We start from the raw sequence: 26,266 nt of genomic DNA, 5'->3' as shown, positions 1-26,266 counted from the left end.
TACGCTTTGTCCGAGGAAAACACGTAGTGTTCAAAGCAAGCAGCAGTCATCCGGATCAGCGGCAGGAAGCTGAATCCAACACTGCGCGAGTCGGGCGATATTAGCTGTACATCTTTATTACGGGCTGCGCTGCGAAGAAGCGTCTAGGACCATTCAAGTTAATGGGTAGTTGGTTTCCGGTTTTGTAAGAGCAAGTCCAGTCAGTTGCCCGAAACTATATGAAGATGACAGTAGGGGTCCAGGGTTTGGGTGGGCGGCAACGTGTTACATGAAAATGTATTGGGTTGAGGACGTCCAAGATAATAGCCTTGAGCGTGGTCATAGCCTATATCACGCAGTAATTCGAGATCCTGGGCGGTCTCAACGCCTTCAGCCAGCACCTTGAGACCAAAAGCATGCCCTAATTTCAAAAGAGCCATCAACACCTGCTCGCGCTGGGATTTGTCTTCGATTCTCAATACCTGACGGTCAACCTTCAAAGAATGGAATGGAAGCTTCAGGAGATAAGCCAGGTTGGCATGACCTTGACCGAAGTCATCCAGAGCCAGTCGCACGCCCAAGTTGCTGAGGCCTGAAACTGTTTTCAATAGTTGATCATCTATGCGCAAAGGCACTCCTTCGGTTATTTCCAATATGAGGCGATGCCCTGCAAGACCCTGCTTGAGTAATGCACCCGCCACTTTCATTGGAAAATCAGGGTTGGCAAGCTGTATAGGTGAAAGGTTTACCGATATGCTCACAGCGTCGTGCCACCGGCTGGCGTGCTCACAGGCTTTATCCAGAACCCAGTCACCTACAGCATGAATCAATCCGCTACGCTCTGCCATTGCGATGAATAGATCAGGCGGAACATTTCCGAGCTTGGGATGCTGCCAGCGAATAAGGCTTTCGTATCCAGTGAGCTGATAAGGTTCGAGCTGATACAGCGGTTGGAAGTACAAACAGAATTGGTCTGTTGCTAAAGCCTCTCGGATATCCTCCGGGGTCAGAAGCGATTCATCGTTCTGTGAAAATATAAATCCCGTGTCCTCCAAACGGTTACGGCCACCTCTTTTAGCTCGATACAGCGCTTTGTCAGCCTGATCCAGGAGTGAGGAGCTATCGGTTAGCTCGATACTCGCACTGTGCGCTAATCCGATGCTGACAGTGATAATGGAGATGCCGTCTGTACGTCCGAGGTGGGCGATGTTTAGTTCACGTATGGTCTGCAGTACATGGTGAGCGATCCTACGGGCCTCATCATGAGAGGTATCTGGCAAAACGGCAATAAACTCTTCTCCGCCGAATCGTGCTACGGTACAGGGCGATATGAAGCAACTGCCTAGAGCAGTGGCAACAACTCTCAGGCACTCATCGCCAAGGAGATGTCCATAATGATCGTTATAGCGTTTAAAATGGTCTATATCGATCAATAATACTGCACCCTCGGACTGTCGATTCAAATGGTTTGTCGTAATTGCGTCCAGTTGCGGTTGTATGTGCCTACGGTTAGCCAGTCCTGTCAGCGAGTCGGTCTCTGAAAGACGTTGCAAGTCACTGTTGGCATCGGTGAGACTAGAGGCTCTGGTTTCCTCACGGAGCCAATAAAGATAACGTCGTCTGGCTTCGGCGTTGGACCAGTAGTTACCAAGCAATGAGAAAAAAGATGAAGAGCCTATAGCGGTCATTATCAGGCCCCCGGCACTCAGGGAAATCGGGGCTGTATGCACTCCCCAAGCCGTGATGATCAAGCAAAATATGTTATAGACTAAGGCCACATTGAAAGGGCTTTTCATGCACGTATTAACATACATAAGCATCAGCGGCCAGCAGAACATAAACAGTGACTGCTCGCCCGAAGCAGGCTGTTCACCATTGACCACTACGTTGTAGACAACTATAAATCCTGTGTATGACGGCAACATGGAGGCGTACTCTCTCCAGCGCTCAGATAATTTCTTTAGAAGCAACACCCCCATTAGAGTGCTAGGTACACATGTTCCGACCATCTGCAAAATTGCTGATACCAGTTCCTTTGGATTTATGACAGCTGTCCATAGTGAAAAACTACTGAATGTGAATCCTCCCAAGATCAAGCATAAGATCAGGTGGCGCCGGCGGGTAGCATGGATATCGCTCTGATAACGTAGTTCCAATTGATCGGAGAAGCGTACAGCGCTGGGTTTTTTCTCGAGTTCTCGGTCAATCTGGCTAGCGTCTAACATAGGGATTCCACAGCTTGCACTAGTGAAGCCTTGGTGATGGCTATAAGCCACCATTCTACCTTGCCGCGAACGTTGAGCCACCAGAATCTGCCCAGCGGTGATTTCTCGAGGTTTGCTGGTGGAAGCTACACATACAGCACAAGCGGGGTCGTAGTGGCCATGTCGTTTTCCTACCGTGCTGGAGCCGGTCGATCACCCCGGCCTGAAAGATGATTTGCGCGATCCAGCCAGAATTGAGCCTTCTGAAAGCAGCGCTCTGCTTTCGTCACTCGGCCAGCCTCAGCGGCTTGGTTGCCGTCTGCAAGCCATTGGCTTGCCCTTGTCTCGGCATCTAGCACGCGGTCGGCCAGCGGCGCTTTAGGGGCCTTGGTGGGCATGGTCCTGTTCCTACTTGTTGTCCAAGACAGCGGCAACCCAGCATTTCGCGCCGTTACATTCATCACCGCCTTCGGCAATGAAAATGTGATCTATTTCATTCACAGCGTATACGCCTGGGCTCTCATCGCTCGCATCACGCAAGGAATCCTTCCAGCCGTACACCGCGCCTTGCCAGATCAGCACGACGCCGCCACGGTGATCCTGGTTAGCATTCCGCCATTTTCTGGCAGTTGCACGAAGCGCTTCACTAAGATTGGTCACGGCTGATTTTCCTATTCCTGATCGGGGTCAACAGCGACCCACGCTTTCGCCCCGTTGTAGTCGTCGCCACCTGGGCGCTCGCTTGCCGGGTCGCGCAGTTCATCCTTCCAGCCGTACACCTCGCCGTCCCACACCAGCACGACGCCTTCACGGTGCTCCTGGTTGCCTGCTCGCCACTTCGCGGCGGTCGAGCGTAGCGCCTCGATCAGCTTTGCCATGGTCTCGATTTCCGAGTTACTACCGCACAGATGGACGCGGGCGTAATCAAAAAGCTTAACCGCTACGCGGCAAGCTCAACGTAGCTAGACTCCCCACCTCCAGTCGCGCCCGACAACCAACCCCATACGAACAACAGAGTGGTACGTCCTGCGTGATCAACGCCTACCGTGCCACGAGACCAGCCAGCAAGAATTTCACCATCCGTAGTTAAGCAATGATAAAGAAGCTCAATCGTATCGGGGCTAGTCACGCGTCCGACTTGATGACCCATGCGGATCCGGCCACCTTGGTAAGTACCCCAAATGGAATCTTCTTCGACATGGTAGTGAAATACTGTGCCGGCACCGGATAGCCCGTGGGCGTTACCCGCTACCGTAAATCGGCGATTATTCAAACGCTCCCTGATTTGAGCAAGGGGGATTTCCATAAATGTCGCGTCCTTTTAGTCGAGATGTTCCATTACAGTCTTCGATGATCTTAAGCCATTTTCTCTTGCCTGAAGAGTGGTCTGCTTGCCTACCCCGGAGCCGCAACTCACGACGATAGAAAGCAAGATGTGTTCACCGCCCGCTTACGGCACTGCCACTTGCAGGATTCAAGGCAACCACAAAGTCGTGACCTGATGGACCTGAGCCCGCTAGGCTAGATAGTGGTGCTAGTGAAACAATGAGGCACCACGTTGCAACTGAAGCCTTTCTTTGACGGGGCATCGATTTTTCCTATCGGGCTGGAGCTGGGCGCTCGGCCCGGCCGGAAAGTAGGTTCGCGCGATCCAACCAGAACTGAGCTTTCTGAAAACAGCGTTCTGCTTTTACCGTTCGGCCCGCCTCGCGAGCCTGGTTGCCATCGGCAAGCCACTGGCTTGCCCGGGTTTCGGCGTCAAGTGCGCGCTCGTCCAGCGGCTTTGTAGGGGCCTTGGTGGGCATGGGGTTTCCTACGAGAAACAGAGTCGGACGTAGCTGTTCGCGACAGCCAGAATTTCCAGTGCTCGGGCTGAATTCATTTCTTCCCATCCCTGCACGTCCGTGTCTGTATCAAACCCAACGATGCACACGCCTAGTTTGCGACCTTGATCCATAAACTCACGCAATACCTCACGCTCATGCTGAGCCAGCATCGCGACCTGACACCCGTCAATTTTCTTGAGCGCTTCGATGGTTACTTCGGTCATAAGCACTTCTCTGCTTTTCGCGGACGCGAAAATCGCTATCCCTTTACGACCTCGGCCCGCACAGGGCGGGCTTGAGGGTGCAGCTACTTTTCCGTTAACTGTTCATCTGGGCCCCTAAGTCCATGGCTCGATTCAATCGAGCCTGGATGTCGAGAACCAAGCCTTCGATTTCATTCGTGAGTCCTTTCAAGCCATCGGCAGTGCTACCCATTCCGAGCAATGAAGCCATTTTGTGAGCGTCTTGGGCGTAGCGCGGTGTGATCTCGGCGAGCTCGGTTTCAAACCCCGCTAGCGAGTCCGTTTGACTGCTCCGTTTCTGTAACTCTACGTTCGCAAATTCGCGCGCTCGCTCTGTATCAAAATTGTTCATATTGATCATAGAAATCAGCCCCTTAGCGCGCATATAGAACCTGACGATTAGTTGAGAGGTTGCAATAGGCAGTTGGGCTAAAGACCCGGGGGCAGAATCAAAAATGGGAAAAGAGTTATCGCCAATAGGGAAGACGCAAAGGTAGGGGGCACCGTCGGGAATCTGCATTAGCCCAGTAGCATACTCAACTTGGTAGACCTTCCAAGCAGTGGTGACCTCTACCAAAATCAACTGAGCCGTGTTGGCAAGGGTTAGCTGACGTTCATCTTCGACCTGTGCTCGATTATCCCGCCGCTCCTGGGTCGCACGGTCAGATTCTGCCTTCTGGGTGCGATGTGTTGCCCACAGGGTAAAAAGGCCGCCGATGAGCGCACCGCCGAGTGCGCTCCAGAGTTCTTTTGATCCACCGATCCCAGTCAAAAAATCCATTATCAATCTTTCCTTTCTTCGTTGGGCTGGTAGTAAACGGGATGCCTTTTTTCCGTTGTACGTAGAGCTGGTGGTGGATGGGGTGCTTGTCGCGTCTTGGCTCGGCCCTGTTATGAGTAACGTCCCTCGACCATCTTGACCAGCATATGCACAACGCGGCCTACTTCCTGGGCGGCCACTCGCCAGGCCTCGTGCGCCCTGTGTTCCGCTGCGCGGGCTGCTTCGCAAGCGGGCTCGTCCTCATTTTCTTCAGCCAAGGCCAGCGCTTGCGACGCTTGATCAAAAGCCAGTGCGGCAGCATCCATGTCGGCCAACTGGACGTTACACGGAGATGTATCAATCATCGGCATAGTAGGGATTCCTTGTGGTGCAGCCCGTACAACAATCCGGTTCAGTTGTCATTGGTCTAACCCCGCACGATCTGAGGCCCGAAGGTGCCCTTGTGCTACTGACAAAGCCCGCGACTGGGCGGGCTTGTGGGTGCAGCGACTTTTCCTAGACGACGCCGTAGACGGCTGCTTGCTGCATGAGTTCGTCATACTTCCGCTCTGATACCCCTTGATTCCGCCTTAGTTTTTCGAGACTGAGTTCGATCAGGCGAATGTCCTCGCGGCATCTTTTCTCGCTAAACATGGTCCCGTTAGCAAAAACGTTTTCTGCATATGCGGTCGCATCCGCAATACACATCGCGAGAAATTCCTTCTGACCTTGAAGGTAGTCGGAAGCGATCGCTCGCAGTTCAGGTTGGAGGTCTCTATGAAGGCTCAAGCGAAGGATCAAAGTGTCATTTTCCCGATTTAAGGCATACCACTCGGAGCGAACCGCCTCCGCCTTGAGTAAAACAGCCTGCTGCAGCAGAAATCGCTCTGCTTCTCTAGACCTGTTATGAGCCCGCTCGCCACGCCATAGCCCAAACAGCGAGACTGCCAAAGCTAACAATGCTGCAACCGGAATCGCGTCTAGATCCATGCTCTTTTTCCTATTTGGATTTGCTTGGCAAGCGGGTATAGGCGGAAAGCGGTAAATCTGACCCTAATCAAGCATCCCAGCTGCAACGTGGCAGCGCAGTTTCAGGTAGCCTTGACGAAGGCCAAGGCCTGACTCTTTCAAGATCGATTAGACTAGTAAATTGTTCAGCAACATCCTTAACCATGGGAAGCCCTGATGAAAGCACTGTTATTTATTCTCTCTTCAGCTTTGATCGCAGGCTGTGCGCAATCTAAGCCAGCTACTACAGTCCTTCATTCTTATGGCAATGACGGCTTACCGAGCGCCGAGGTCACCGCCTTTCAGGCGGCTGATGCGCGCCTCAAGTATCACAAAGCGCGCATTGAGTACGACCCCAAGGGCTGCGCCCGTTACCAAGGTGTTGCACCTGATGGACAACTCCGCAGTGAACCGCTGCTTGATGCCCGATCACAGCCAATCTGTGCGAAAAATCTTTGAGCTCAAAAATTCGAATGGCTCAGAACTCTGTCGTAGTCGAGGCTACCGACGACCATTGAGCTTAGCCCGCACTATGCGGGCTGCCGAGTCGAGCGAGGTTTCCTTTGCACATGGCCTCGGTAAGGCGAGCTTGAAAAATACCATCACGCCGAACCCCAATAGACCAGGAAACTCGACCGCTCCAATGCTCTGTGGATTACTGGTGTATCCGCCTCCCCTCCGTACCATTCAAGATCGATGATCACGGGAACAATCCCAGCTATTGAGGCTTCTAGGTGACGCGACTCTCTGATCCAAGTTGCTAATGGATCGTAACCGTCCGGCCAAGTCACCTACCGAACTCCAGCATTAAGGGCGATGGTGTCCGCGTATTTTTAAGCGGACACCATCGCCCTTATCGCCAGGATTTTCATGCGCCAACGAAGCTCTTATCCCAAATCGTTCAAAGCCCAAGTCGTCCAGGAGTGCCTGCAACCTGGAGCGACGATTTCCAGCGTAGCCATTCATCACGGCATCAACGCCAACGTGATCCGCAAGTGGCTACCGACTTACCGGGATCGATTACCCGCCACCCTGCCGGCCTTCGTTCCCGTAAAAACGCCCCCAAGACGCGCAAGAGAAGAGATGGCGATCATCTCGCTGTCTCTGGGCGATAAATCCATCACCGTAAAATGGCCATCCTCGGATCCGGACGGCTGCGCACGATTTATCAGTGGCCTAGCCCAGTGATTCGCATCGATGCCATCTGGCTCGCCACCGAGCCCATGGACATGCGTGCCGGCACCGAGACGGCACTGGCCCGAGTGGTCGCGGTATTCGGTGCGGCAAAGCCGCACTGCGCTTACCTCTTTGCCAACCGCCGGGCCAACCGCATGAAAGTGCTGGTGCACGACGGCGTCGGTATCTGGTTGGCGGCGCGCAGGTTGAACCAAGGTAAGTTTCATTGGCCAGGCATCCATCGTGGGACGGAGGTCGAACTCGACCCAGAGCAACTCCAGGCGCTGGTACTTGGATTACCCTGGCAACGAGTCGGTGCGGGCGGCGCAATTACATTGCTTTAAATGCTGCCTTTTAGCTGAAGCAGTCGGGCTGCTTTGGTAAAATCCACACCATGACTTCCTTGCCCGATCTCGACCAAATGAGCCCCGAACAACTGCGCACACTGGCTGCGCAGTTGATGTCCAAGGTCGACACTATGGGCCGAAAGATCCATCGCGATGAAACGATCATCGAGCAGCTCACTCACGAGATCGCCATCCTTAAACGCCACAAGTTCGCCAAGCGCAGCGAGCAGATCAGCCCGGCGCAAGGCAGCCTGCTCGATGACCTGCTCAATACCGACCTCGAAGCCATCGAGGTCGAGTTAAAAGCACTACATCCCGCTCCCGCACAGGCAGAACCACGCCAGCAACCCAAGCGTGCGCCGTTGCCGCCGCAGTTCCCTCGTACCGTGATCCATCACGAGCCGGACAACACTCAGTGCGCTTGCGGCTGCCAGCTTCAGCGCATCGGTGAAGACGTCAGCGAGAAGCTGGACTACACGCCGGGCGTGTTCACCGTCGAACAGCATGTGCGTGGAAAATGGGCCTGTCGGCAGTGCGAGATACTGATTCAGGCCCCGGTGCCGCCGCAGGTGATCGACAAGGGCATCCCCACTGCCGGCCTGCTGGCGCACGTGATGGTGGCCAAGTTCGCCGATCACCTGCCGCTCTATCGACAGGAGAAGATCTGCGGCCGTGCCGGCTTGGCCATCCCTCGCTCGACACTGGCGCAGTGGGTTGGCCAAACCGGCGTGCAGCTACAGCCTCTGGTCGATGCACTGCGCGAAGTGGTGCTGGCCCAGCGCGTGGTTCACGCCGATGAAACGCCAGTACAAATGCTAGCGCCCGGCGAGAAGAAAACTCACCGCGCTTACGTTTGGGCCTACAGCTCTACGCCGTTCTCGGCCCTAAAGGCTGTGGTTTACGACTTCAGCCCCAGCCGCGCCGGTGAACACGCACGCAACTTCCTGGGCACCTGGAACGGCAAGCTGGTCTGCGATGACTTCGCCGGCTACAAGGCCAGCTTCGAGTTAGGTATCACCGAAATCGGCTGCATGGCGCATGCTCGTCGCAAGTTCTTCGACCTGCACGTGGCGAACAAAAGTCAGTTGGCGGAACAGGCGTTGCACTCGATTGGCGCGCTGTATGAAGTCGAGCGGCACGCCAAGGACATGAGCGACGAAGACCGTTGGCGATTACGCCAGGAAACAGCGGTACCCATCGCTGAAAAACTCCATGAGTGGATGCTGGCTCAACGCGAACTTGTGCCCGAGGGTTCGGCCACGGCCAAGGCCCTGGATTACAGCCTTAAACGCTGGGTAGCGCTAACGCGCTACCTGCAAGATGGTACTGTGCCCATCGACAACAACCAGATCGAAAACTTGATCCGGCCGTGGGCGCTTGGGCGTTCGAACTGGTTGTTTGCTGGGTCGTTGCGCAGCGGCAAACGAGCGGCGGCGATCATGAGCCTGATCCAGTCGGCGCGCATCAACGGGCATGATCCCTATGCTTATCTCAAGGATGTGCTGACGCGGCTGCCGACGCAGCGAGCCAGCGAGATCGAGCAACTGCTGCCGCATCAGTGGATATCTGCATAGCTTGAAAAAGGGAGTTTTTCGTGGACGATATATCGATAATCCAAACGCTTATTTCAGAAGATCCCATCCGCTGGCGACTACTAAAAATGGTGCGTTCCCTCAATTTGCCAGACTGCTGGATTGGAGCAGGTTTCCTCCGAAACGCGGTTTGGGACTATTTACACGGGCGCAGTCCTTCTCCTGTATCAACAGACGTCGACGTCATTTGGTTTGATCATAAACGTTGCTCTCCAGAGGAAGATGAAGCCTTGGAGACGCTCCTCAGAGGGCTAGACCCGACTGCAATGTGGTCTGTAAAAAACCAAGCCAGAATGCATGTTCAGAATGGGGATGAACCATACCTTTCAACGACCGACGCAATGCGCTACTGGCCGGAAACCGCAACGGCGGTAGCCGTCAGACTAGGAGAGTCAGGTTCATGCGAGGTCGCAGCGCCATTGGGCCTCGATGATCTGTTTGGGTTGGTTATCAGGCCAGCAGGGAAGTTTGCCACGGAGAAAACAAAGATCTATCAAGAACGGTTCAAGTCCAAAAACTGGATAGATATCTGGCCACTTCTCACGCTTGCATCAGCGCCTTTACCTTCAATCCCTTGCGTCAAGGCGACTTAACCGGACGCTTACTGATATCAGGACTCCTGGTGTCCTGAACGGCTTCGAACTCGCAAAAATCGTATGGGAAAAATGGCCTGACCTGCCGGTAATTCTGACCTCTGGTCACAGGTCAGTTCAGGGACATGAGCTCCCAGCTCACTCCATGTTCATGGCGAAGCCCTGGACGCTGGACCAGCTTTACGAGGTGGTTGCTAAGCAGCTACCTGCGGCCATCGCATAGCACACCTCAGCAACCCCAAAGGTGCATTGATACTCCTACATCCGACCTAATGAGAAGGAATGGACGTCGCTTTGTGCCCGTGCACCTACGCGGCTCCATATATCGGTGGCGTGTGATTACAAAATGGGCTTAACCGAAACCACGTCAACGTACCTGAACTTCTTTCTCGCCAATCGGGTAGCTTCTTGCTCTGCAAGGAGGGTGCTCATGGTGTCAGCTTCGTGAAAGATTTCTTGGGTCTCGCCTTCGAAAATATTCCCAACCCGCAGGGTCACTCCTAGCCTTGGCGTAAAGGCTTTCGCTGTCTTCCTTTTAACGGCAGGTTTTGGTGGGGGCTCGACCACTGTTTGTGAGGCAGGTTCTTTTGCTGCTGCGGATACAGCCGAAGCCGAAACCTCGGAGGTGCCGAAGAGCGCACGTCGCATCTCTTCTTCTGTGAGTTCTGTGTTCATCGGAAGTCTCGGTATAGGGCGTCTGTAAGTGGCTAATTCTACCCGCGCCTGTCGTTAAAGCTGTGTCATGACTACGTTGTGATGAGCGGTAGCGGTTGTCACAGGTGCTGCAGGACGTATTGGCACCGCCTTTTGGTCGGCGCAAATTGACAAGCTGGATTTTCGCCTGGCTGATATCGACGTGCAGACATTCCCGGAATCAGCACAGCGCTTTTCTCTGGATATCAGGATCTTCCGAGCTGCCTTGAAGCGTGCAAAGGCATCGATACCGTTATCCACTTGGCAGCAGACGCAAGCCCCGACGCTGACTTCATGACTTCGCTTTTGCCAGTGAACATTGTGGGCACCTACAACATGCTGCTCGCTGCGTTCGACCATTTCACCCTTCACTTTTCGCAGGGTCCGCCCTACGGGGGATAGGTTCGTTCATCCTGGATGGTCCCGTCCTCCTTATGAATCTTTACAGAAGCTGTCTTACCGTCAAGAAATTCTGCAGCCAACGCCACGATCTCTGCCTTTGTCGACGCGCTTTTTAGACGCCCCTGGTAGCGCCTTCTTTCTTCAAATCCCAACCGTCTACAGATTTGCTAATGTGATAATTGTCCATGAGACCTCCTATTTATTCTCAGCATATGATGCGTTTGAGCAATGAACGTTTATTTTTATCGGCGATTGGACATGGTGGCTGACACAGAGGGACCTTCCTCACTCGACCCATGGGTCACTACAGCCGCTGCGCTTGCGAGAGTTCACGAAAGGCAGTGGCTTACCGTGCAAGCATTTCTTGGATGCTGTTCGCGAGGATGTTCACTGAAAACGGTTTGGCCAACACTGACATCCCTGCTTCTAACTGACCGTTTTCAAGCAAGGCATTTTCTGCATAGCCCGTGATAAACAGCACTTTAAGTCCAGGCCGCGTCAATCGACCTGTGCTTGCAAGCTGTCGCCCGTTTATTTGTCCTGAAAGCCCTATATCGCTGATTAGCAAGTCTAGGCGCGCATTGGACTGCAGCACGCGAAGCCCCCCTGCAGCGTCAGTTGCTTCAATGACGATATAACCCATTTCCTCCAAAACTTCAGTGACCATTAAACGGACGGTAGGCTCGTCCTCGACCACCAGTACCGTCTCTCCCTCTCTCGCGTGCGATGTCAACGTTGGCGCGGAGAGAACGCTTGGCGAACAGACTTCACCTTGGTGCTGCGGCAGGTAGATCGTCACTGTCGATCCCTGACCTACAACGGAATGAATACGGACCTGCCCGTTAGACTGTTTGGCGAATCCGTAAATCATGGATAGACCCAGTCCGGTTCCTTTACCAGCCGGCTTAGTAGTGAAGAAAGGATCAAACGCTTTGGCAATCACTTCAGGCGGCATCCCGGTCCCCGTGTCTGAGACACTGAGCGCTAGATAGCACCCTTGAGGCATGTCCTGACGTAGGGCTGCTTTCTTGTCTATCTCACGATTGGCTGTCTCGATGAAAATCGTTCCCCCTTCAGGCATCGCGTCGCGCGCATTGATGCAAAGGTTCAAGAGTGCATTTTCCAACTGGGACGGATCGACCAGGGCCAGCCACAGACCAGGCGCAGTGTTGACCTTAATCTGGTAATTAGGGCCGACAGTGCGTTGCAGCAGTTCTTTCAAGTCGCAAAGCAGGTCGTTAACGTTGATAGTGATCGGAGCAAGAATCTGGCGACGCGAAAATGCAAGCAGCCTTTGCGTAAGCGCGGCTGCACGCTTGGTCGCACTCAAGGCAGCAGCCAGGTATTTATGAACGTGCGCGAGGCGCCCTTCGTCAACGCGAAGACTCATGAGCTCTAGGCTGCCCAAAATTCCAGCTAACAAATTGTTAAAGTCGTGAGCAATGCCGCCGGTCAGCTGGCCCACAGCTTCCATTTTCTGCGACTGCCGCAGCTGTTCTTCGGAACGGAGCAGTTCTTCGGTGCGTTCAGCGACGCGCTCTTCTAGCGTATTGGCGAGCAAACGCAAGGCAGCGGTAGCATTATCACGCTCGGCTTCAAGGGCGCGACGATCCTCTTTGTCAATGAGCACGCCTGGGAAAGTCGTAGGGGCCCCATCAGCACCCAGGTTGCAATGGCCGTTGGCCTCAAGCCAGTAGTAGCGCCCATCGGCGCGTCGTGTGCGATATTGGTATGCATAGCTCCCGCCACGCTTAAGGACCTCTTGGGTGACTGCAACCAAGTTGTCCCGATCGTCAGGATGTACATTTTCGATGATCTGGGTGAATGAAATTCCCTCTCGGCCCAGCACAGGATCTAAGCCAAATGCCTTCGCGAAGGATTCGTCTACCGTTAGCCGATCAGTCGGAACGTCCCAAACCCATGTGCCGATGATCGCGTTAGCTGCCAAAGCAAGCTGCACCCGTTCGACGTTCGCTTGAGCAACACGCTCAGCTTTCTTCCGTGCGGTGATATCTCGGAATAACAGCAGCACCTGTCGCCGACTGCCTGGGTCGATACGAGCGGCCGATACTGCGATGTCACGGCCTGCTGCTGCGAAGAAACGCTCGAAACGGATAGTACGCCCGGTTTCCAGCACCTCGCGGTACAACTCAACCCAACCGTCTGCTTCGGCCGGTGCCAAGTTTCGAATGGTCTGCCCCACGATGCCGGTGATACCGGTTTGTCGTTGATATCCAGCATTAGCCTCCACATGTATGTAATCGCTAAGTGAACCGTGAGGACCATCGAGAAACTCGATGACGCAGAAACCATCATCAATAATGTTAAATAAGGTCTTATAGCGAATTTCGCTCGCTATACGCGCTCCTTCAGCTTTGCGTTGCTCCGTGATGTCGCGAGCAGAACCGGAAAAACGTACCCAATTTCCGTGTTCATCCGCTTCCATTTTGCCGATGCGGTTGATCCATCGCAGGGCTCCAGTATCTGGCCTGCGAATGCAGTAATCGATGTCAGCACGGTAATCACTTTTTAAACGTCCCCCTATGGCTAAATCAAAATGACCATGCCCTAGGGTCGTCAATGCCTCGATTTCGGCAACCGGATAACTGTCGGATGGAGCCAACCCATAAATGCGGAAAAACTCTGGAGTGCCCCAGAGCACATCGCTGGCCAAGTCGATTGAGAACAAACCAACGCCGCCTGCTTCCTGTGCCTGGCGAAGTAAACGTTCGGTTTGCTTCAGGACTATGCCAGCCAGATGCTCAGCGGTCCGATCTCGAAAAATCTTAACAAAACCGATGTGCTCCTCGTCCTGGCCGCGGAGTACCATCATTTCACCAGAAGCCCAAAACCGTCTTTCACCTTTGCCCAAGTGCCAGCGCTCGTCGCTCGCCCGACCATCGCGCAATGTCGTGGCCATTTCATAGCCGGGAAGCCCGCTGGCGCGATCCTCCGGCGTGAAAAAACATGAGGCGTCATGACCACACACTTCACTGGAAGTCCAACCCATCACCTGCTCTGCGCCTAGATTCCACGCGGTGATGATCCCGCTGCGGTCGGTGGTTATGATGGCGAACTCGATCGCACTGTCGAAGACCGCTTTTGCACGGGCGTGCTCCTCATCCTGACTGCGAAGTTGAGCCTGTAGCTGACGCGCCTTTGCCTCAAGCGCCTGGCGTGATAGCAGAGTTAACTCAATTTCGGACAATTCCCCAAATCCCCTTCCATACCCAAGACGACACTGCTGCGTGTGGCACGCAATTTGTCATGATCGGATTGAGGATTCCAGCCTTCTGTCTGTAGACATGGACGTGAAATGGGTGTCCTTCTACGCGCCTGCCCCCACGCTTGACGACAGAGCCTGGGGTACATCTGAGCGACTTATCCGCGGATCCAATGTTGAATGCGCAGGGCTGAGAATCGCTCACGACCGCTTTTCTGCACCTAGTGCATGAATGCAGTAACCCTGCTTGCCGTTAGGGTAACCATGGACGATTTGAAAGTTGTGTTGACCTATCAGGCACAGAATCCAGTGCAGTGCGCGACCAGCAAGCCTGACTCGGCATCCTGCTGAATCGCGCTGCTTGATGCTTTCCCATTTGCCTGAAGGGTTCCCGTGGCTCGGAATCTGTTCTGTGACCGCATTGGCTTTAAGCTGGCAAGGCAGGGCTATAATCGGAATGTTGCCGAGTGAGTATCAGATGATGCAGCTCCTGCAATACTTCTGGAACGTTGAATTACTGTTGCTACAATACTTTGGAACGAGGTCGATGTTCTAGGAAGGAACGCCATGCTCTCCAGTCTCGAATTGCGCCATATCATCGAGTCAAGCTTCTTGCCTCAAAAGTGCATTTGCACCGTCAACGCTGTTGGCACCATGACCATTCAGCTGCTAAATCCACCAACGAAACAGGTGGACCTTACCGTGCCTGGTATCCCGATCTCCGACCTGATTACCATGAGGTCGGTCTCCGATCTAGTCGCCCAAATAAGGGAGGAGTACAGGTTGGTAATGCTGGCAAACCGCGACTCAAGCTCTCCTATGGACCGTCGGGGATAGTTTCAACAACAAACGACGCAGGACCTTCACTGCAACAGATGCCGCTGCACCCGGTCGCGGCCGGCCGCACTTAGCAGTACCTGGAAAGCACAGAGCATCATCTGGCGGACAGGAGGCTGCTGCTATTCATATCTCAGAGAGTCAATCTGACGGGGGCCGGCATCACGGCCTACGCAAAAAAGCTTGGGCAAGTGGACGGACTGCGCGTTCACGGCCTCAGCGCAACCGTAGCCACCAATGCCCTGGAGCATGTTGAACCGAACCCGTAAGTTGGCTCGGCGTCGTCAATCACTGGCTGGAGCGGCTGTTAGTGCCTTGAGGTGTCGGCGACGAAGCTGGGCCATGAATGTGGCCTGTCGGATCCTTCAGTTGAATTACCTTGCCATGCTGCCAACCGTCCGCAGCTGGATCAGCCTTCGGAATCTGTATGTCTGAGCGCTGAGCCTTGATTGCCGTTGCATCTATCCCCAGGCGTTGGTTTCGTTGCTGCAACATCGCGCGGTCAGCCTGGCCGTCGGCGGTGAAGCCCATCATCAGCTGCGGCACGCCCAAGGGGAGCGTTTTGTCTTGGTCGGTATGCCAGGTATGCCATGTTTTGCCGTAGGTGTGAGCCAGTCTTTCCATGAGCGCATGCTCGGCTGTGGCAGGGATACCTGGAGCCACGAGCTGGCCGGAAGACACTTCGTAACCGTGGTTGTGCCACATTGGCTTCTCAGTAGCGGGCAGCGTTGCAAACAGCTTTTCGTCGATGATGTACTCAACGCCCATGATCTTGGCGTCTTTAGTGTTCCCATCATAGATGACGCACTGGATGACATCCTCATTGAGGATGGAGCAGTAATGATGAGCTTCCATTTGCACCTTGGGATGGCCGTTGTAGAAATGGAACCCATCCAGGTAGGCATTCAAAGCATCAAGCGGTGGTTTTGACTGAAGCGTGGCAGCGCCTGCTTCCAACACTTTGGTGAGGGTGCTCTCGGGCCTGCCAGGAGCCTCAACTGGAGATTCTGTTTTCGCGCCAGAACATGCCCACAGAAGGCTACAGGAGATGGATAAAGTTATTAAATGAGACCATTTGATCTGTGGCACAGCACTGCTCCTTTTTTGTGTAGGAAGTAATTGCTTCGCTTGCCCAACCATCCACTACCTTGACCAGGTACGGCGCACGATCAAACCGGTATGCGCCTTGCAAACCAAGATCACTAAGGATCAGCTGAACTCGCTTCGGTAGGGCATATAGGTCGAACGTTAAAAAGCCGTCGAACGTACGACGGCTTTTTGTGTTTGCCATCTTGAATGGCGCTTCTCGATTCAACCGATCGGGTGAAGGTCAGCGGGTGCCAGGCCCACAAGCTCGATATGCGCAGCGCTCGCGTCAGCCACGATCAGGTTATCGGCGGTGAAAGTCTTGGCGACGTTCTTGTCGATACTGATCTCAAATCGGTTACCGTCAGCGTCCGCCTCGTAATCCTTGAGATAGGTGCGGTTCAGGGCGGTGTCGTAGATCACCTTAAGCGTGCCATCGGTGCCATCGCCAAGGCCAGTGTAGCCCAGCGCTGAAACATCGATGCGGTCCTGAGTGGCGTCGAAGTTTTTGATGAAGTCCGAATTGCCCCGGAAGCTGTCGCTCTTCTCGACATATCGGAAGGTGTCGACCCCGGTGTTGCCCACCAACAGATCATCATCACCGCCTCCGACGAGGATGCCGCCCGCGGTCGAATTGGTGAACGTGTCACGGTGGTTATCGCCAGTCAGCGTCTGGTTGGCGCGGTCTGCTGCACTGTCTCCGGCAAAGGTGAAGCGATCCATGTCCTGCAGGCCGGTGAGCGGATCCCGGTCGTATTGAGTCAGGTGCACGGCGAATCGGTTGCCGTCTTCATCGGCTTCAAAGGATTGGGCAATCGCGTAACCGGCTACGCTGTCATAGCTGTAATTGAGCGTGCCGTCGTAGCCATTCCCAAGGCCAGTGAACCCCAGTGCCGAAACGTCCAGCAGATCACCGTCACCGAGTCTGAAATTGTGGATGAGGTCAACGCTGGATTGGCCTGTGCCGTCGTTCACGAAGCTATCGGTGAGATGCTCGAAGACAAACGTGTTACGGGAACCGCCGCCGGACATGTCGTCCGCTCCGCCTCCACCGGTTACGATGTTGCCGGAGCGGGGAACGACCAGAATGTCATCGCCATCGGTCCCGGTGATGACGTATTGCTTGTTGCTTAGCCCATGTTCGCGGCCAGTGCTTTCTGCAGTCAGGTCGTAACGCAGGGCGAAATTTTGCGTGCCAAGCTCAGCGGCGTGATCGCCTTCAAGTCTGACTTCGAATGCCTGGCCCTGGGCGTTTTTATCCAGCGAGCGAACATAGGTAATGTCCTCGTCGACGTTGTAGGTGACCGCCAGATCGCCGTTGTGGCCATTGCCAACACGCTCTAGCCCGAGGGCCGTCAGGTCAAGTACGTCAGTGGATTGGAAATCTTTGATCAGGTCCGAGTGGGAGCCCTGTTTGTCGAAGTAACTGTCCGTCACCGAGGTGTAGACGAACGTGTTCCCGTAGACATAAGCGGAGTGGCTGGTGATCGTATCGACGCCTGCGCCGCCGTTGTAGCGATCCTGTGCGTTGCTGAACGGATCGGGATCCCCTCCCTGACCGATGAGAATGTCGTCGCCCTCGCCGCCAAAGATGACATCAGCGTTGGTGGTGCCGACAATCGTGTCTTCGTCCGCAGTGCCCACATACTTGTCGTAGAAGCCATGCGGGATCGCCACGACAGTGTCATCCGCGTCACTCTGCTGTGCAGTTTTCTTTGATTGAGCCATGTTTGTTCTCGCGATAGGAGGATGTGACGCTGGGTCCGCTCTCATAAAATGAATAACCAGTCACCACGAGCATCGGAAACGTTCAGCATTTCCCGACATTGGCCTGGTAGACCGGTCAAAGCCGTGTTTGTTTGATTTTTCGCATCCATCCAGAGACGACATAGCCCGAATGACTCCAGCGGCATGATTGATTCAGCCCACACAGCCGAGAGGTCATGATCCACATACGCATGCCGACGTAGCGAGCAAAAGAAGGGGGGATGTGCGTCAACAGGATGAACTAACAAACTAAAACTTTCGCATGGACTCCATCGAACCCCGCCGCTCGTCATTCAGTCAGTGTGTTGTTGAAGACAAACAAGCCTTGAACAGGTCTTCCTTTTAACCATCGTCAGGAGTAACTCACATGGAAATCACACTCTTCACGACTGCAATGCTGTTGATCATGTTGCTCATCGACGCCTGGATCATTTACAGCGTTTCTCGAAGTAACAAGAGCGGGTTGGTCAAAGCTGCGTGGGCTGCATTTGTGTTGATCGTTCCCATTGTAGGCTGGGCTACGTGGGGCATCGCAGGTCCGCGCGGTACAGTCCGTCCCCCCTCCTTCCCTGGACACAGCAAGGGATGAAACGTGAGCCCTGCAGCAGCTGGCCGCCCTTATTCAATTTTGGATACCAACTGTCCGCAGCGTCATTCACGGCGATCACTAAGGCCTCTAACTGCTCGGCATTGATGATGCCCCTCTCATGCACCTGCTTGATGTAGTCGATGGTCAGTGCTGCATTGTGCTCGGCGAACGCGTCGCTCCTCCCGCCACGGATCGCCTTGATGAGCAGCTTGACGCGCTCCGGGTCATTTTCTTCATTTTGCAAGTGCAATCAATCATTTAAGATGCGATCGGCCTTCATGCCGGCGTGGTGCGTCTCCCAATCATTGAGCGCCTGCACGTTGGCGGCCATCAGCTCGTTAAACTAGGATTGCTCCAGCAGGCCCAGCTCATACAGCGAGGCAATGTAGTAGCGCGCCTGGGCGGCGTTGTACTGGGCCAGTCAGTCGGACAGCGTGCCAATTGTATCGATGATCTCCTGCCCACGGGCCACGGTGTCGGCATTGGTAATGGGCATGGCGGGCATTCCTCGTTGGACGTCATACCGAAGTCGTATGTGGGCCCCGGCACGTAGGCACTATACTGTAATGGTGTAAGCCACAATCTAAAGGAGGGCAGGATGCCCACAGTAAAAGGACGAAGCACAGGCCAGGTCGCCAAACTTCAGGCGATGATGGACTGGCATCTGGACATGGCCACTGAGCTGGAACGCGCCGGCAAGTTCGATCATGCCCGCATTCACTTGATTCGGGCGAATCTCTTGAAACCTGCGGCAACCTCGTCTCTTCCAGAAATGCCAAGCCTGAGCGCTGATGTGCCCTTTGCTGCGTTCTGAAGCTCATCACGACACGTTTTTCGTATCAGATTGATGCCCGACCCTCACGTGTCTGCAGTACTCAGCGCTCACCCAGCGAAATTGGTCTGCGCTGAGGATCATGCCTGCCCCACGCCTGCCCAGGAAAGCTCAAGCGCCTATTAAGAGTGTGTTTGGATGGCGGCCTTCGGTAGGACTTGGGAAACCTGCTCCACCGAATAGGGTTTGTGCAGCAGTTCGAATCCGTACGTACCGTTTTGCGCTAGCACGTGGCTATAGCCTGATGTCAGCACGACCGGAAGATCTGGGTACAGGCGGCGAACTCGTTGGGCTAGCTCGATGCCGTTCATGCCCGGCATGACAATACAACGTCGAAATGCTCGGCATTCTCAGCGAGACGATCTAGTGCGGCTTGCGTATCAGACACCAGGACAGGTTTATAACCAAGGTCTGTCAGCATTTCGATCGTGAATAGTCCCAAGCTTGAGTTGTCCTCTACAACCAACACTCGCAAACCTTGCCCATCGAACTGACTCATGGAGCTCTCCACCCGCTCAGAGCGTTCGACTGACTCAACTCGTGGCAGGTACAGAGTAAATGTGGTGCCTTTGCCCTGAGTGCTTTTTACGGCAATTTCACCTCCCGACTGTTTCGCGAAGCCAAATACCTGCGACAACCCCAGTCCTGTGCCCTTGCCCGTTTCCTTGGTTGTGAAGAAAGGCTCGAAGATACGCTCGTGTCTGTCAGCCGGAATACCGCACCCCGTGTCTGTCAGCGAGACGGCCACGTAGGGTGCTGAAACCGCTGCATGGCTACGGATGACAGGAAGGACTTCAACAGCGCTTACGGAAACAGTGAGCTGGCCGCTCTGACCCATCGCGTCCCGCGCGTTGGCAGCGATGTTAACGGTGGCGGTGTCAAACTGGATCGGATCGGCTTTCACAAAACAGGGCGTGTCAGGCAGAACGAAGTTGATCGAAATATGGCTGCCAGTGAGCGTATTCATCATGTCAGAGATCGATCGCACCGCATCGCAGGCGGAAAAGACCTCAGGCTTAAGTGCTTGCCTGCGGGCAAAGGCAAGGAGTTGCCCGGTCAGCCTTGTCGCTCTGTCCACCGTTTCTGAAATGGCATCTACGTAGCGACCGCGTCGTTCCTCCGAGAGGTTGGGCCGCTTGAGAAAGTCCGTGGAGGAACGAATGACCGTCAACAGGTTGTTGAAGTCGTGCGCAACGCCGCCGGTGAGCTGACCGATCGCTTCCAGCTTTTGAGACTGGCGCAGTTGCTCTTCAATCTGGCTGCGTTCGGCCAAGGCCTGAGCAACCCTTTCCTCGAGGCTTTCGTGGGCTTGGCGCAGTGCCTCTTCAGCATTCTTGCGCTCGGTAATATCGGAAGCCGCACCAAACCATTCCTTGATTTCACCCGACTCGTCGAGCATGGGAATCGCGCGAGAGAGGGCCCAGCCGACGGAGCCATCGACCCGATTGACTCGGTGTTCTAAGGTCGATTTGGTCTTGGTTGCCCGCGCAATCTCGGCTCGAACAGCCTCGAGGTCCTCAGCAGGTATGTATCTATCGAGCCACTGGCGGTCGTTGCCCTGAGTATCCGTAATGAAGTCGCCGCCATTAAGCTGATGCAATTCACTCCAGTCCGTGCTGATGCGGTAACGGACTTCGGTAGATGACCGGATGAGGGCGTCAAGGGCGCGTTCATTGGTGGTCAGCTCATCGTCGAAATAGCGCAATCGCTCCTGCTCAGAGCAAAGAATTGAAAGCGAAGCGAAAAAATACACTAGTTCCCCCTCTCCGCCGAGCACGGGGTGCACGTGCAAATGGTTCCAGAAGCTCTTGCCGTCTTTGCGGTAGTTTTGAAGCTTGATCTCAATAGGCTCGCGCCGTCTTATGGCCTCTCGAACCCTTGCTATGTGATCCTGATTCGTTGCTGGACCCTGCAGAAAACGACAGTTACGGCCAATAACGTCCTCGGCAGCGTATCCGGTCAACTGATAAAAAGCGGCGTTCGCAAAAACGACAGGGTTGTCATCTTGGCGGTGATCGGTGATCGGTGATCGGTGATCGGTGATCGGTGATCGGTGATCAGCATGGGCATGCGAGTAGCAGAGACAGTAGCTGAAAAAGGGTCTCCGCTTGCCGCTGACTCGACATCCTACTTCACCAGACGCTTTTCCTTTGAAGGCCGGTAGCCGAAATATGTGCTGTAGCATTTACTGAAATGGCTGGGGGACACGAAGCCGCAGGCGACGACCACTTCGACCTGAGACAGCTCGGTGTGCTGCAACAGGCGCCTGGCTTCGGTTATGCGCAGTTCTAGATAATAGCGTTGCGGGGTGGTGCCCAACTGCTCCTTGAACAGACGTTCGAGCTGCCTACGAGAGCGCCCCGCGTAAACCGCCAGTTCGTCCATTTCAAGCGGCTCCTCAAGGATGGCGTCCATGAGTTTTACGACTTCCTTGAGCGGAGCGCTGACGGTGATGTGACGGCTGGGCTTGATGCGTCGATAGCGCGACTCCTCAAAAGACAGGATGTCTTCAATGCCTTCGACTAACGCCTTGTCGTGCAAACTCTTTATCCATTCAAGTGCCATGTGGAAGGCGCCCGACGGACTGGATGAGGTAAGTCGATCGCGATCCACGACAAAAGACTCGCTGGTGACATGAGTGCACTTGCTGATCTCCGCCAGTGCCGGACGGTGCTCGGGGTGGATTGCGCAGCGATAGCCTTCAAGCAAGCCGGCAGCGCCCAGGAACCAGGCGCCATTCCACAAGCCCGCCATGGCGCCCCCCAGCGCCGATGCAGTGATGAGCAGGTGGGTCAGATACTCGTCGGTCTTGAGTTCGGTTCGATAACCGCCGCATATCACCAGAAGATCAAGAGTGTCGAGCGAAGGCACATCAAGGCGCGCGTCCGGCCGGATGACCAACCCTAGGTCGCTGATGACCTCGCGATCATACAGACCGAAAGTCCTCGATGAGAACAGGCCAGGCCGCAGCAGGTTCGCCGTGACGATGGTATTCAATGCCTGAGTAAATGCAGGAAGCGAAAAATGCTCCAGCAGCAAAAAACCTGTGCGGGTGAATGTGCTTGTTGCTTCTTCATGGGCTTGCAGATAGCGCAGGTTCTTGCCCTTCATCCCACCGCTGAATTCCCGTCTATCGCTCAACGTGCCCCTCGCCACGGGTTCCAGCGAACCTGCTCCTGATGTCGATTCGGTGTGCCTGTATCCGCTGCATTCGGCTGATTAGCGTTGCACAGCATTGCGCTCATGCCAGTTGGAAACCATGAGCCAACGGGTCTCGATCATCGACAAAAATAGTATTGTGGCCGGTTATCCGGGCCCATCCAGTGATACTCGGGCGCATGCCGTCAAACTCTCCGACGTTGACGCCCTCTTCGACCTTCCCCTCGTAAAGCGTACCGATCATGCTTTCGTGCCGGTAAATATCGCCGACCTTCAATCGGCCTTTGCCGAATAACTGCGCCATCCTGGCTGAGGTTCCGGTGCCACCGGGGGAGCGATCAATGGCCTTGTCGCCATAAAATACGGCGCAACGACCGTGGGCGGTGCTGCTCTGCGGCTCATCACACCAAATGATGTGATGTACGCCGGTGATTTTGTCGTTCTCGGGGTGCACGGGGTGGCAGATCTGCGCCAGCGCTGCACGCAGCTTCTGACTCAGAGCGACGATGTCGCCAGTGCCTTGCCCGCTCAGGCCGGCCCAACACGCCTGCGGTTCCACTACAGCATAGAAATTGCCCCCATAGGCAATGTCTACGGTTAATTGGCCTAGGCCGGGCACCTGCACAACGACGTCGGCACTGTGCAAGAAGCTCGCGACGTTGAACAGTTTGATCGACTCGACGAATTCGCCGTCCATGGTGTACTCGACGTCAACGCGCCCGGCTGGGGTCTCGATAGCAAGCTTGCCGGGCTCATTGGGCGTCACCAGCCCTTCTTCGATAACCACCGTCGATAACCCGATGGTGCCCGCGCCACACATGGGCAGGCAGCCACTGACCTCGATGAACAACGCACCGAAATCGCAATCCTCGCGCACCGACGGATAAATGATCACGCCCGACATGATGTCGTGGCCGCGAGGCTCGAACATCAACGCCGTACGCACCCAATCATGATCGCGGACAAAAATATCTCGCCGCTCGGCCATCGACACCGAGGGCAATAACGGGCCGCCACCTGCCACAACGCGAACCGGGTTACCGCAGGCATGGGAATCGATGCAGAAAAAACTACGTCTCATGGTGAGTTCCGCTAGACCATCTTGGTTGGGGAATGGCGCTGCAGTGCGCCGCGTGAAAGGCGATCCAGGAGTAACGCAATGGCGACGATAGCAAGGCCTGCCCGAAGGCCCAGGCCCATTTCCATTCGTGATAGCCCGCGCGTCACCTCAGCGCCCAGACCGCCGGCGCCCACCAGTCCCGCCAGCACCACCATGGCGAGCGACATCAGGATGCACTGGTTCAGTCCCACCAGAAGCGTCGGTGCGGCGGTCGGCAACTCGATCTTGAACAGTATGTCTCGGGGCGATGCTCCCGACGCCTGACCCAGTTCGAGCAGGTCCTTGGGCAGTTGCTTGAACGCGAGGGTGGTGAGCCGAAGCATCGGCGGGATGCCATAGACAACGGTCGCGATGATCGCTGGAACGCGGCCGAGGCTGAACAGGATCACCGCAGGGATGAGGTACACCCAGGGCGGAACGGTCTGCATGATGTTCAGAATGGGCAACAGTGCATCGTCAATTCGCCTGAAACGTGCCGCCAACACACCCAGCGGAAAGGCAATCGTGACCGAGACCAGTACCGCCACCGACACCAAGGCAATAGTCTGCATCGACGCAACCCACAGGCCGGAAAACAGACAAAATGCAAGCATCAGCGCCGCGAACACCGCGACACGCTTGGTGGCGAAGAAGAACGCAGCGATGAAGACAATAGCGATGAGTACATACGGATGAGGCGCAAGGAGTATACGCTCGACCAGCCCCAGCACCGCTTCAACGACCTGACTGATGGCCACGAACAGACCATGCAGATTGGCGTTCAGCCAGTCCACGCCGGGCGCAAGGAACTCGCCGGGAGAGGAGCGCAGGTCGGTGACGTTCATGCGTATTCTCCCAAGCCAGATTGCGCCGCGCTCTGCACCAGGCGGTCAAGGATCATGGTCAGAATGACGATGGCAATGGCAGCATTGATCGATTTGGCGATATCCAGTGTGCGGACCGCGCCGTAGATCGACTCCCCGAGACCACCCGAACCGACGATTCCGGCAATCACCACCATGCCGAACGCCATCATCAGGCTCTGGTTGACGCCCGCCATGATGCTAGGCATCGCGAATGGCAAGCGGATCTTGAAAAACATCTGCATTCGGGTCACACCACTGGCGTCACCCAGTTCAATGAACTCCTTGGGCGTCATTCGAATGCCCAACGAGGTCAGGCGCAATGCCGGTGGCAGAGCAACGATAAAGGTTGCCAGCAAGGCGGTAGCAGGGCCGTAACCCAGCAATGCGATGGCGGGCAAAAGGTAAATATAGGGCGGCATCGTCTGCACCAGATCCAGAAAGGGATCTACGATCCGATCGAAAGCAGGCGCCAGTCCTGCGATGACACCCAGCGGGATCGCTACCAGCAGCGCCAGAATGGTCGCGGTGAGTACCAGTGCCAGCGTGCTGACCGTTTCCGACCACAGGCCCATGTAAGCGCAGAACATCATCGCCAGCCCCGCCAGTACAGCGAAGCGAACACCGATCAGCCGCCAGCCGATCAGCGCGATGAGTATCGCAATGACATAAAACGGCGGCATGGCGATGCACCACATCACGCCTTTGTACACCGCAGTAAGCGCATCGTTGGCGGCATCAAAAACAAACTCGCCATGCTCGGCCAGCCACTCGAGACTTGAGTCAATCGCCAGGTCGAATTCGCTGGAAAAATCGGGGGTACTCATGCCGAGGCCTCCAATGCAGCGGTCGCGCTGGCGTCGGAAAACTCGTTTGGAATTCCCTGCACGCCGCGCAGAAGATCCTTGGCTGTAATGATACCGATGATCCCACGGTCATCCACCACCGCCACCGCATCGCGCTCTGACTTCATGATCAGGCCGATCAGTTCATCAATGTCCGTATTGGGCGCGGTTTTGACGAGGCGCGAGATATCACAGCCGGGGTTGGACACCTTGAACGGCTCGACCAGGGTCATCACCGAATGGGCTTTGACCAGATGCAAACGCGAGATGCCTGCAACGAACTCGGCCACGTAATCGTCGGCCGGATGGAGCACGATCTCCTCGGCAGTGCCGACCTGGATGATTACGCCATCTTTCATGATCGCGATGCGGTCGCCGATTCGGATCGCCTCCTCCAGATCGTGGGTAATGAAGACCGCTGATTTACCCAGATCTTTCGTTAATTGGCGGAACTCGTCCTGCAGTTGACGGCGAATCAGAGGGTCGAGCGCGCTGAATGGTTCGTCCATCAGGATCACCTCCGGGTCAGCGGTGATGGCACGAGCCAAGCCGACTCGCTGCTGCATTCCCCCTGACAGTTCGCTCGGATAACGCGAAGACCATTCGCTCAAACCGACCTTGGCAAGCGCACGCTCGGCGACCTTGTTACGCTCGCCTTTGCCGATGCCCTGGACTTCAAGGCCAAACGCAGCGTTCTCCAGCACGGTCCGGTTGGGCAGTAACGCTACACTCTGAAACACCATGCCGATGTGCCGAGCCCGGACTTCGCGCAACTGTGCCGCTGATAGAGTGGAGAGGTCCTTGCCCTTAACCAGAACCTTTCCTGAGCTCGGGGTTATCAGTTTGTTAAGTAACCTGATTAGGGTGGATTTGCCACTGCCGGATAACCCCATGATGCAGAAGATTTCGCCTCGACGGACTTGCAGACTGACGTCCGAGACGCCAACTACGCAGCTGTAATCTTGCAGAATCCGGGTCTTGGACAGCCCCTGCTGAACGACAGCTTTCATCGCCGCAGGTGCGCTCTTTCCAAAAATTTTCCAGACGTTCTGGCAATCCACCAGCACTTCGTTCGTGTCTTTTTTAGCCGTAGTCATGTCGTAACCCGTCGAGTCAGTCATGGCTGACTTCTGTCATTGATCAA

26 protein-coding genes and 4 pseudogenes are annotated in these 26,266 nt (G+C 55.2%); 9 read left to right on the top strand and 21 right to left on the bottom strand.

Features of this window, described 5'->3' with window-relative positions; genetic code table 11:
- Window positions 1-200: 200 nt before the first annotated feature.
- The 8 genes from IFT99_RS15645 to IFT99_RS15615 all read right to left on the bottom strand — a co-directional run bounded on the left by IFT99_RS15645 (window position 201) and on the right by IFT99_RS15615 (window position 6,001).
- Window positions 201-2,204, bottom strand: coding sequence for a putative bifunctional diguanylate cyclase/phosphodiesterase (locus IFT99_RS15645; protein ID WP_192133371.1), 2,004 nt, complete (start codon window positions 2,202-2,204; stop codon window positions 201-203).
- A 387-nt stretch (window positions 2,205-2,591) separates the two neighbouring features.
- A complete protein-coding gene (locus tag IFT99_RS15640; RefSeq protein WP_192133369.1) occupies window positions 2,592-2,843 on the bottom strand; it encodes a hypothetical protein in 252 nt (83 codons plus the stop codon).
- Window positions 2,844-2,854: 11 nt separating this feature from the next.
- A complete protein-coding gene (locus IFT99_RS15635; RefSeq protein WP_192133367.1) occupies window positions 2,855-3,061 on the bottom strand; it encodes an antirestriction protein ArdR in 207 nt (68 codons plus the stop codon).
- Window positions 3,062-3,123: 62 nt separating this feature from the next.
- The gene (locus IFT99_RS26335) at window positions 3,124-3,489 is read right to left on the bottom strand and encodes a hypothetical protein (protein WP_238785914.1); all 366 of its coding nucleotides are present in this window, start codon (window positions 3,487-3,489) and stop codon (window positions 3,124-3,126) included.
- A gap of 507 nt (window positions 3,490-3,996) precedes the next feature.
- Window positions 3,997-4,233 carry a hypothetical protein gene (locus IFT99_RS15630; protein ID WP_192133365.1) on the bottom strand — a complete coding sequence of 79 codons (237 nt, stop codon included), beginning with the start codon at window positions 4,231-4,233 and terminating at the stop codon, window positions 3,997-3,999.
- 94 nt (window positions 4,234-4,327) lie between these two features.
- Window positions 4,328-5,032 (bottom strand): hypothetical protein, encoded by a 705-nt coding sequence (locus IFT99_RS15625; RefSeq protein ID WP_192133363.1) that lies wholly within the window; start codon window positions 5,030-5,032, stop codon window positions 4,328-4,330.
- 110 nt (window positions 5,033-5,142) lie between these two features.
- Window positions 5,143-5,382 carry a hypothetical protein gene (locus tag IFT99_RS15620; protein WP_192133362.1) on the bottom strand — a complete coding sequence of 80 codons (240 nt, stop codon included), beginning with the start codon at window positions 5,380-5,382 and terminating at the stop codon, window positions 5,143-5,145.
- A 145-nt stretch (window positions 5,383-5,527) separates the two neighbouring features.
- Entirely contained in the window at window positions 5,528-6,001 is a 474-nt protein-coding gene (locus IFT99_RS15615; protein WP_192133360.1) for a hypothetical protein, read from the bottom strand.
- 195 nt (window positions 6,002-6,196) lie between these two features.
- Between IFT99_RS15615 and IFT99_RS15610 the strand changes: the two genes are divergently transcribed.
- From IFT99_RS15610 to IFT99_RS15590, 5 genes are all read left to right on the top strand, one after another.
- On the top strand, window positions 6,197-6,478 hold the full coding sequence (locus IFT99_RS15610; RefSeq protein ID WP_192133357.1) for a hypothetical protein: 282 nt from the start codon (window positions 6,197-6,199) through the stop codon (window positions 6,476-6,478).
- A 411-nt stretch (window positions 6,479-6,889) separates the two neighbouring features.
- Window positions 6,890-7,207: an IS66-like element accessory protein TnpA gene (gene tnpA / locus IFT99_RS15605; RefSeq protein ID WP_192133355.1), complete on the top strand. Its 318-nt coding sequence runs from the start codon at window positions 6,890-6,892 to the stop codon at window positions 7,205-7,207.
- Entirely contained in the window at window positions 7,204-7,539 is a 336-nt protein-coding gene (tnpB, locus tag IFT99_RS26330; protein ID WP_047579085.1) for an IS66 family insertion sequence element accessory protein TnpB, read from the top strand. The genes tnpA and tnpB overlap by 4 nt, the downstream gene beginning before the upstream one ends.
- Before the next feature lie 50 nt (window positions 7,540-7,589).
- A complete protein-coding gene (gene tnpC / locus IFT99_RS15595) occupies window positions 7,590-9,116 on the top strand; it encodes an IS66 family transposase (protein WP_192133353.1) in 1,527 nt (508 codons plus the stop codon).
- Window positions 9,117-9,136: 20 nt separating this feature from the next.
- Window positions 9,137-9,727 carry a nucleotidyltransferase family protein gene (locus IFT99_RS15590; RefSeq protein WP_342214624.1) on the top strand — a complete coding sequence of 197 codons (591 nt, stop codon included), beginning with the start codon at window positions 9,137-9,139 and terminating at the stop codon, window positions 9,725-9,727.
- 339 nt (window positions 9,728-10,066) lie between these two features.
- On the opposite strand, the gene IFT99_RS15585 is transcribed toward IFT99_RS15590, so the two are convergent.
- The 3 genes and pseudogenes from IFT99_RS15585 to IFT99_RS15575 all read right to left on the bottom strand — a co-directional run bounded on the left by IFT99_RS15585 (window position 10,067) and on the right by IFT99_RS15575 (window position 14,030).
- Complete coding sequence (locus tag IFT99_RS15585; protein ID WP_192133351.1) at window positions 10,067-10,402, bottom strand: hypothetical protein; 336 nt, start codon at window positions 10,400-10,402, stop codon at window positions 10,067-10,069.
- A 379-nt stretch (window positions 10,403-10,781) separates the two neighbouring features.
- Window positions 10,782-11,009 (bottom strand): annotated as a pseudogene (locus tag IFT99_RS15580) (DUF2188 domain-containing protein).
- A gap of 159 nt (window positions 11,010-11,168) precedes the next feature.
- Complete coding sequence (locus IFT99_RS15575; RefSeq protein WP_192133349.1) at window positions 11,169-14,030, bottom strand: PAS domain-containing hybrid sensor histidine kinase/response regulator; 2,862 nt, start codon at window positions 14,028-14,030, stop codon at window positions 11,169-11,171.
- A 582-nt stretch (window positions 14,031-14,612) separates the two neighbouring features.
- Between IFT99_RS15575 and IFT99_RS26820 the strand changes: the two genes are divergently transcribed.
- Window positions 14,613-14,882, top strand: a complete 270-nt coding sequence (locus IFT99_RS26820; RefSeq protein WP_192133347.1) for a DUF1652 domain-containing protein — start codon at window positions 14,613-14,615, stop codon at window positions 14,880-14,882.
- 20 nt (window positions 14,883-14,902) lie between these two features.
- Window positions 14,903-15,133: pseudogene (locus IFT99_RS26325) on the top strand (tyrosine-type recombinase/integrase); the annotation flags it as partial.
- A gap of 37 nt (window positions 15,134-15,170) precedes the next feature.
- On the opposite strand, the gene IFT99_RS15565 reads toward IFT99_RS26325, so the two are convergent.
- Together IFT99_RS15565 and IFT99_RS15560 are read right to left on the bottom strand one after the other, a co-directional pair.
- Complete coding sequence (locus IFT99_RS15565) at window positions 15,171-15,971, bottom strand: OBAP family protein (protein ID WP_390896233.1); 801 nt, start codon at window positions 15,969-15,971, stop codon at window positions 15,171-15,173.
- A gap of 222 nt (window positions 15,972-16,193) precedes the next feature.
- Window positions 16,194-17,696: a M10 family metallopeptidase C-terminal domain-containing protein gene (locus tag IFT99_RS15560; protein WP_192133343.1), complete on the bottom strand. Its 1,503-nt coding sequence runs from the start codon at window positions 17,694-17,696 to the stop codon at window positions 16,194-16,196.
- A 406-nt stretch (window positions 17,697-18,102) separates the two neighbouring features.
- On the opposite strand from IFT99_RS15560, the gene IFT99_RS26815 reads away from it, so the two are divergent.
- The gene (locus IFT99_RS26815) at window positions 18,103-18,324 is read left to right on the top strand and encodes a PLDc N-terminal domain-containing protein (RefSeq protein ID WP_192133341.1); all 222 of its coding nucleotides are present in this window, start codon (window positions 18,103-18,105) and stop codon (window positions 18,322-18,324) included.
- On the opposite strand, the gene IFT99_RS15550 is transcribed toward IFT99_RS26815, so the two are convergent.
- Window positions 18,254-18,568 carry a hypothetical protein gene (locus tag IFT99_RS15550; protein ID WP_192133658.1) on the bottom strand — a complete coding sequence of 105 codons (315 nt, stop codon included), beginning with the start codon at window positions 18,566-18,568 and terminating at the stop codon, window positions 18,254-18,256. The genes IFT99_RS26815 and IFT99_RS15550 overlap by 71 nt on opposite strands.
- 354 nt (window positions 18,569-18,922) lie before the next feature.
- On the opposite strand from IFT99_RS15550, the gene IFT99_RS15545 reads away from it, so the two are divergent.
- Window positions 18,923-19,138 carry a hypothetical protein gene (locus IFT99_RS15545; protein ID WP_192133339.1) on the top strand — a complete coding sequence of 72 codons (216 nt, stop codon included), beginning with the start codon at window positions 18,923-18,925 and terminating at the stop codon, window positions 19,136-19,138.
- Between the two features lie 325 nt (window positions 19,139-19,463).
- Here the strand turns inward: IFT99_RS15545 and IFT99_RS26810 are convergent.
- The 7 genes and pseudogenes from IFT99_RS26810 to IFT99_RS15515 form a co-directional block, all read right to left on the bottom strand.
- Window positions 19,464-20,498 (bottom strand): annotated as a pseudogene (locus IFT99_RS26810) (ATP-binding protein); the annotation flags it as partial.
- A gap of 33 nt (window positions 20,499-20,531) precedes the next feature.
- A pseudogene (locus IFT99_RS26805) lies at window positions 20,532-21,341 on the bottom strand (PAS domain-containing protein); the annotation flags it as partial.
- Window positions 21,284-22,267 (bottom strand): GlxA family transcriptional regulator, encoded by a 984-nt coding sequence (locus tag IFT99_RS15535; protein ID WP_192133337.1) that lies wholly within the window; start codon window positions 22,265-22,267, stop codon window positions 21,284-21,286. The gene IFT99_RS15535 and the pseudogene IFT99_RS26805, both read right to left, overlap by 58 nt.
- 130 nt (window positions 22,268-22,397) lie before the next feature.
- Window positions 22,398-23,396 (bottom strand): 4-hydroxyproline epimerase, encoded by a 999-nt coding sequence (locus IFT99_RS15530; RefSeq protein WP_192133335.1) that lies wholly within the window; start codon window positions 23,394-23,396, stop codon window positions 22,398-22,400.
- Window positions 23,397-23,407: 11 nt separating this feature from the next.
- Complete coding sequence (locus IFT99_RS15525) at window positions 23,408-24,259, bottom strand: ABC transporter permease (RefSeq protein ID WP_192133333.1); 852 nt, start codon at window positions 24,257-24,259, stop codon at window positions 23,408-23,410.
- Window positions 24,256-25,104: an ABC transporter permease gene (locus IFT99_RS15520; protein WP_192133332.1), complete on the bottom strand. Its 849-nt coding sequence runs from the start codon at window positions 25,102-25,104 to the stop codon at window positions 24,256-24,258. Before IFT99_RS15520 ends, IFT99_RS15525 begins: the two co-directional genes overlap by 4 nt.
- On the bottom strand, window positions 25,101-26,219 hold the full coding sequence (locus tag IFT99_RS15515) for a quaternary amine ABC transporter ATP-binding protein (protein ID WP_192133636.1): 1,119 nt from the start codon (window positions 26,217-26,219) through the stop codon (window positions 25,101-25,103). Before IFT99_RS15515 ends, IFT99_RS15520 begins: the two co-directional genes overlap by 4 nt.
- Between the last annotated feature and the right edge of the window lie 47 nt (window positions 26,220-26,266).

It is taken from the genome of Pseudomonas sp. CFBP 8772 (assembly GCF_014841665.1).
In the GTDB taxonomy this organism is placed as follows: Bacteria; Pseudomonadota; Gammaproteobacteria; order Pseudomonadales; family Pseudomonadaceae; genus Aquipseudomonas; species Aquipseudomonas graminis_B.
Note: the sequence above shows the minus strand (reverse complement) of the source record. Positions and strands in the feature narration are given on the sequence as shown.

Excerpts from the sequence above, each read along its gene's own strand:
- IFT99_RS15645 (WP_192133371.1), bottom strand. The coding sequence starts at position 2,204 with ATGTTAGACGCTAGCCAGATTGACCGAGAACTCGAGAAAAAACCCAGC.
- IFT99_RS15635 (WP_192133367.1), bottom strand. The coding sequence starts at position 3,061 with ATGGCAAAGCTGATCGAGGCGCTACGCTCGACCGCCGCGAAGTGGCGA.
- IFT99_RS26335 (WP_238785914.1), bottom strand. The coding sequence starts at position 3,489 with ATGGAAATCCCCCTTGCTCAAATCAGGGAGCGTTTGAATAATCGCCGA.
- IFT99_RS15630 (WP_192133365.1), bottom strand. The coding sequence starts at position 4,233 with ATGACCGAAGTAACCATCGAAGCGCTCAAGAAAATTGACGGGTGTCAG.
- IFT99_RS15625 (WP_192133363.1), bottom strand. The coding sequence starts at position 5,032 with ATGGATTTTTTGACTGGGATCGGTGGATCAAAAGAACTCTGGAGCGCA.
- IFT99_RS15620 (WP_192133362.1), bottom strand. The coding sequence starts at position 5,382 with ATGCCGATGATTGATACATCTCCGTGTAACGTCCAGTTGGCCGACATG.
- IFT99_RS15615 (WP_192133360.1), bottom strand. The coding sequence starts at position 6,001 with ATGGATCTAGACGCGATTCCGGTTGCAGCATTGTTAGCTTTGGCAGTC.
- IFT99_RS15610 (WP_192133357.1), top strand. The coding sequence starts at position 6,197 with ATGAAAGCACTGTTATTTATTCTCTCTTCAGCTTTGATCGCAGGCTGT.
- tnpA (WP_192133355.1), top strand. The coding sequence starts at position 6,890 with ATGCGCCAACGAAGCTCTTATCCCAAATCGTTCAAAGCCCAAGTCGTC.
- tnpC (WP_192133353.1), top strand. The coding sequence starts at position 7,590 with ATGACTTCCTTGCCCGATCTCGACCAAATGAGCCCCGAACAACTGCGC.
- IFT99_RS15585 (WP_192133351.1), bottom strand. The coding sequence starts at position 10,402 with ATGAACACAGAACTCACAGAAGAAGAGATGCGACGTGCGCTCTTCGGC.
- IFT99_RS26820 (WP_192133347.1), top strand. The coding sequence starts at position 14,613 with ATGCTCTCCAGTCTCGAATTGCGCCATATCATCGAGTCAAGCTTCTTG.
- IFT99_RS15560 (WP_192133343.1), bottom strand. The coding sequence starts at position 17,696 with ATGGCTCAATCAAAGAAAACTGCACAGCAGAGTGACGCGGATGACACT.
- IFT99_RS26815 (WP_192133341.1), top strand. The coding sequence starts at position 18,103 with ATGGAAATCACACTCTTCACGACTGCAATGCTGTTGATCATGTTGCTC.
- IFT99_RS15545 (WP_192133339.1), top strand. The coding sequence starts at position 18,923 with ATGCCCACAGTAAAAGGACGAAGCACAGGCCAGGTCGCCAAACTTCAG.
- IFT99_RS15535 (WP_192133337.1), bottom strand. The coding sequence starts at position 22,267 with ATGAAGGGCAAGAACCTGCGCTATCTGCAAGCCCATGAAGAAGCAACA.
- IFT99_RS15530 (WP_192133335.1), bottom strand. The coding sequence starts at position 23,396 with ATGAGACGTAGTTTTTTCTGCATCGATTCCCATGCCTGCGGTAACCCG.
- IFT99_RS15525 (WP_192133333.1), bottom strand. The coding sequence starts at position 24,259 with ATGAACGTCACCGACCTGCGCTCCTCTCCCGGCGAGTTCCTTGCGCCC.
- IFT99_RS15520 (WP_192133332.1), bottom strand. The coding sequence starts at position 25,104 with ATGAGTACCCCCGATTTTTCCAGCGAATTCGACCTGGCGATTGACTCA.
- IFT99_RS15515 (WP_192133636.1), bottom strand. The coding sequence starts at position 26,219 with ATGACTACGGCTAAAAAAGACACGAACGAAGTGCTGGTGGATTGCCAG.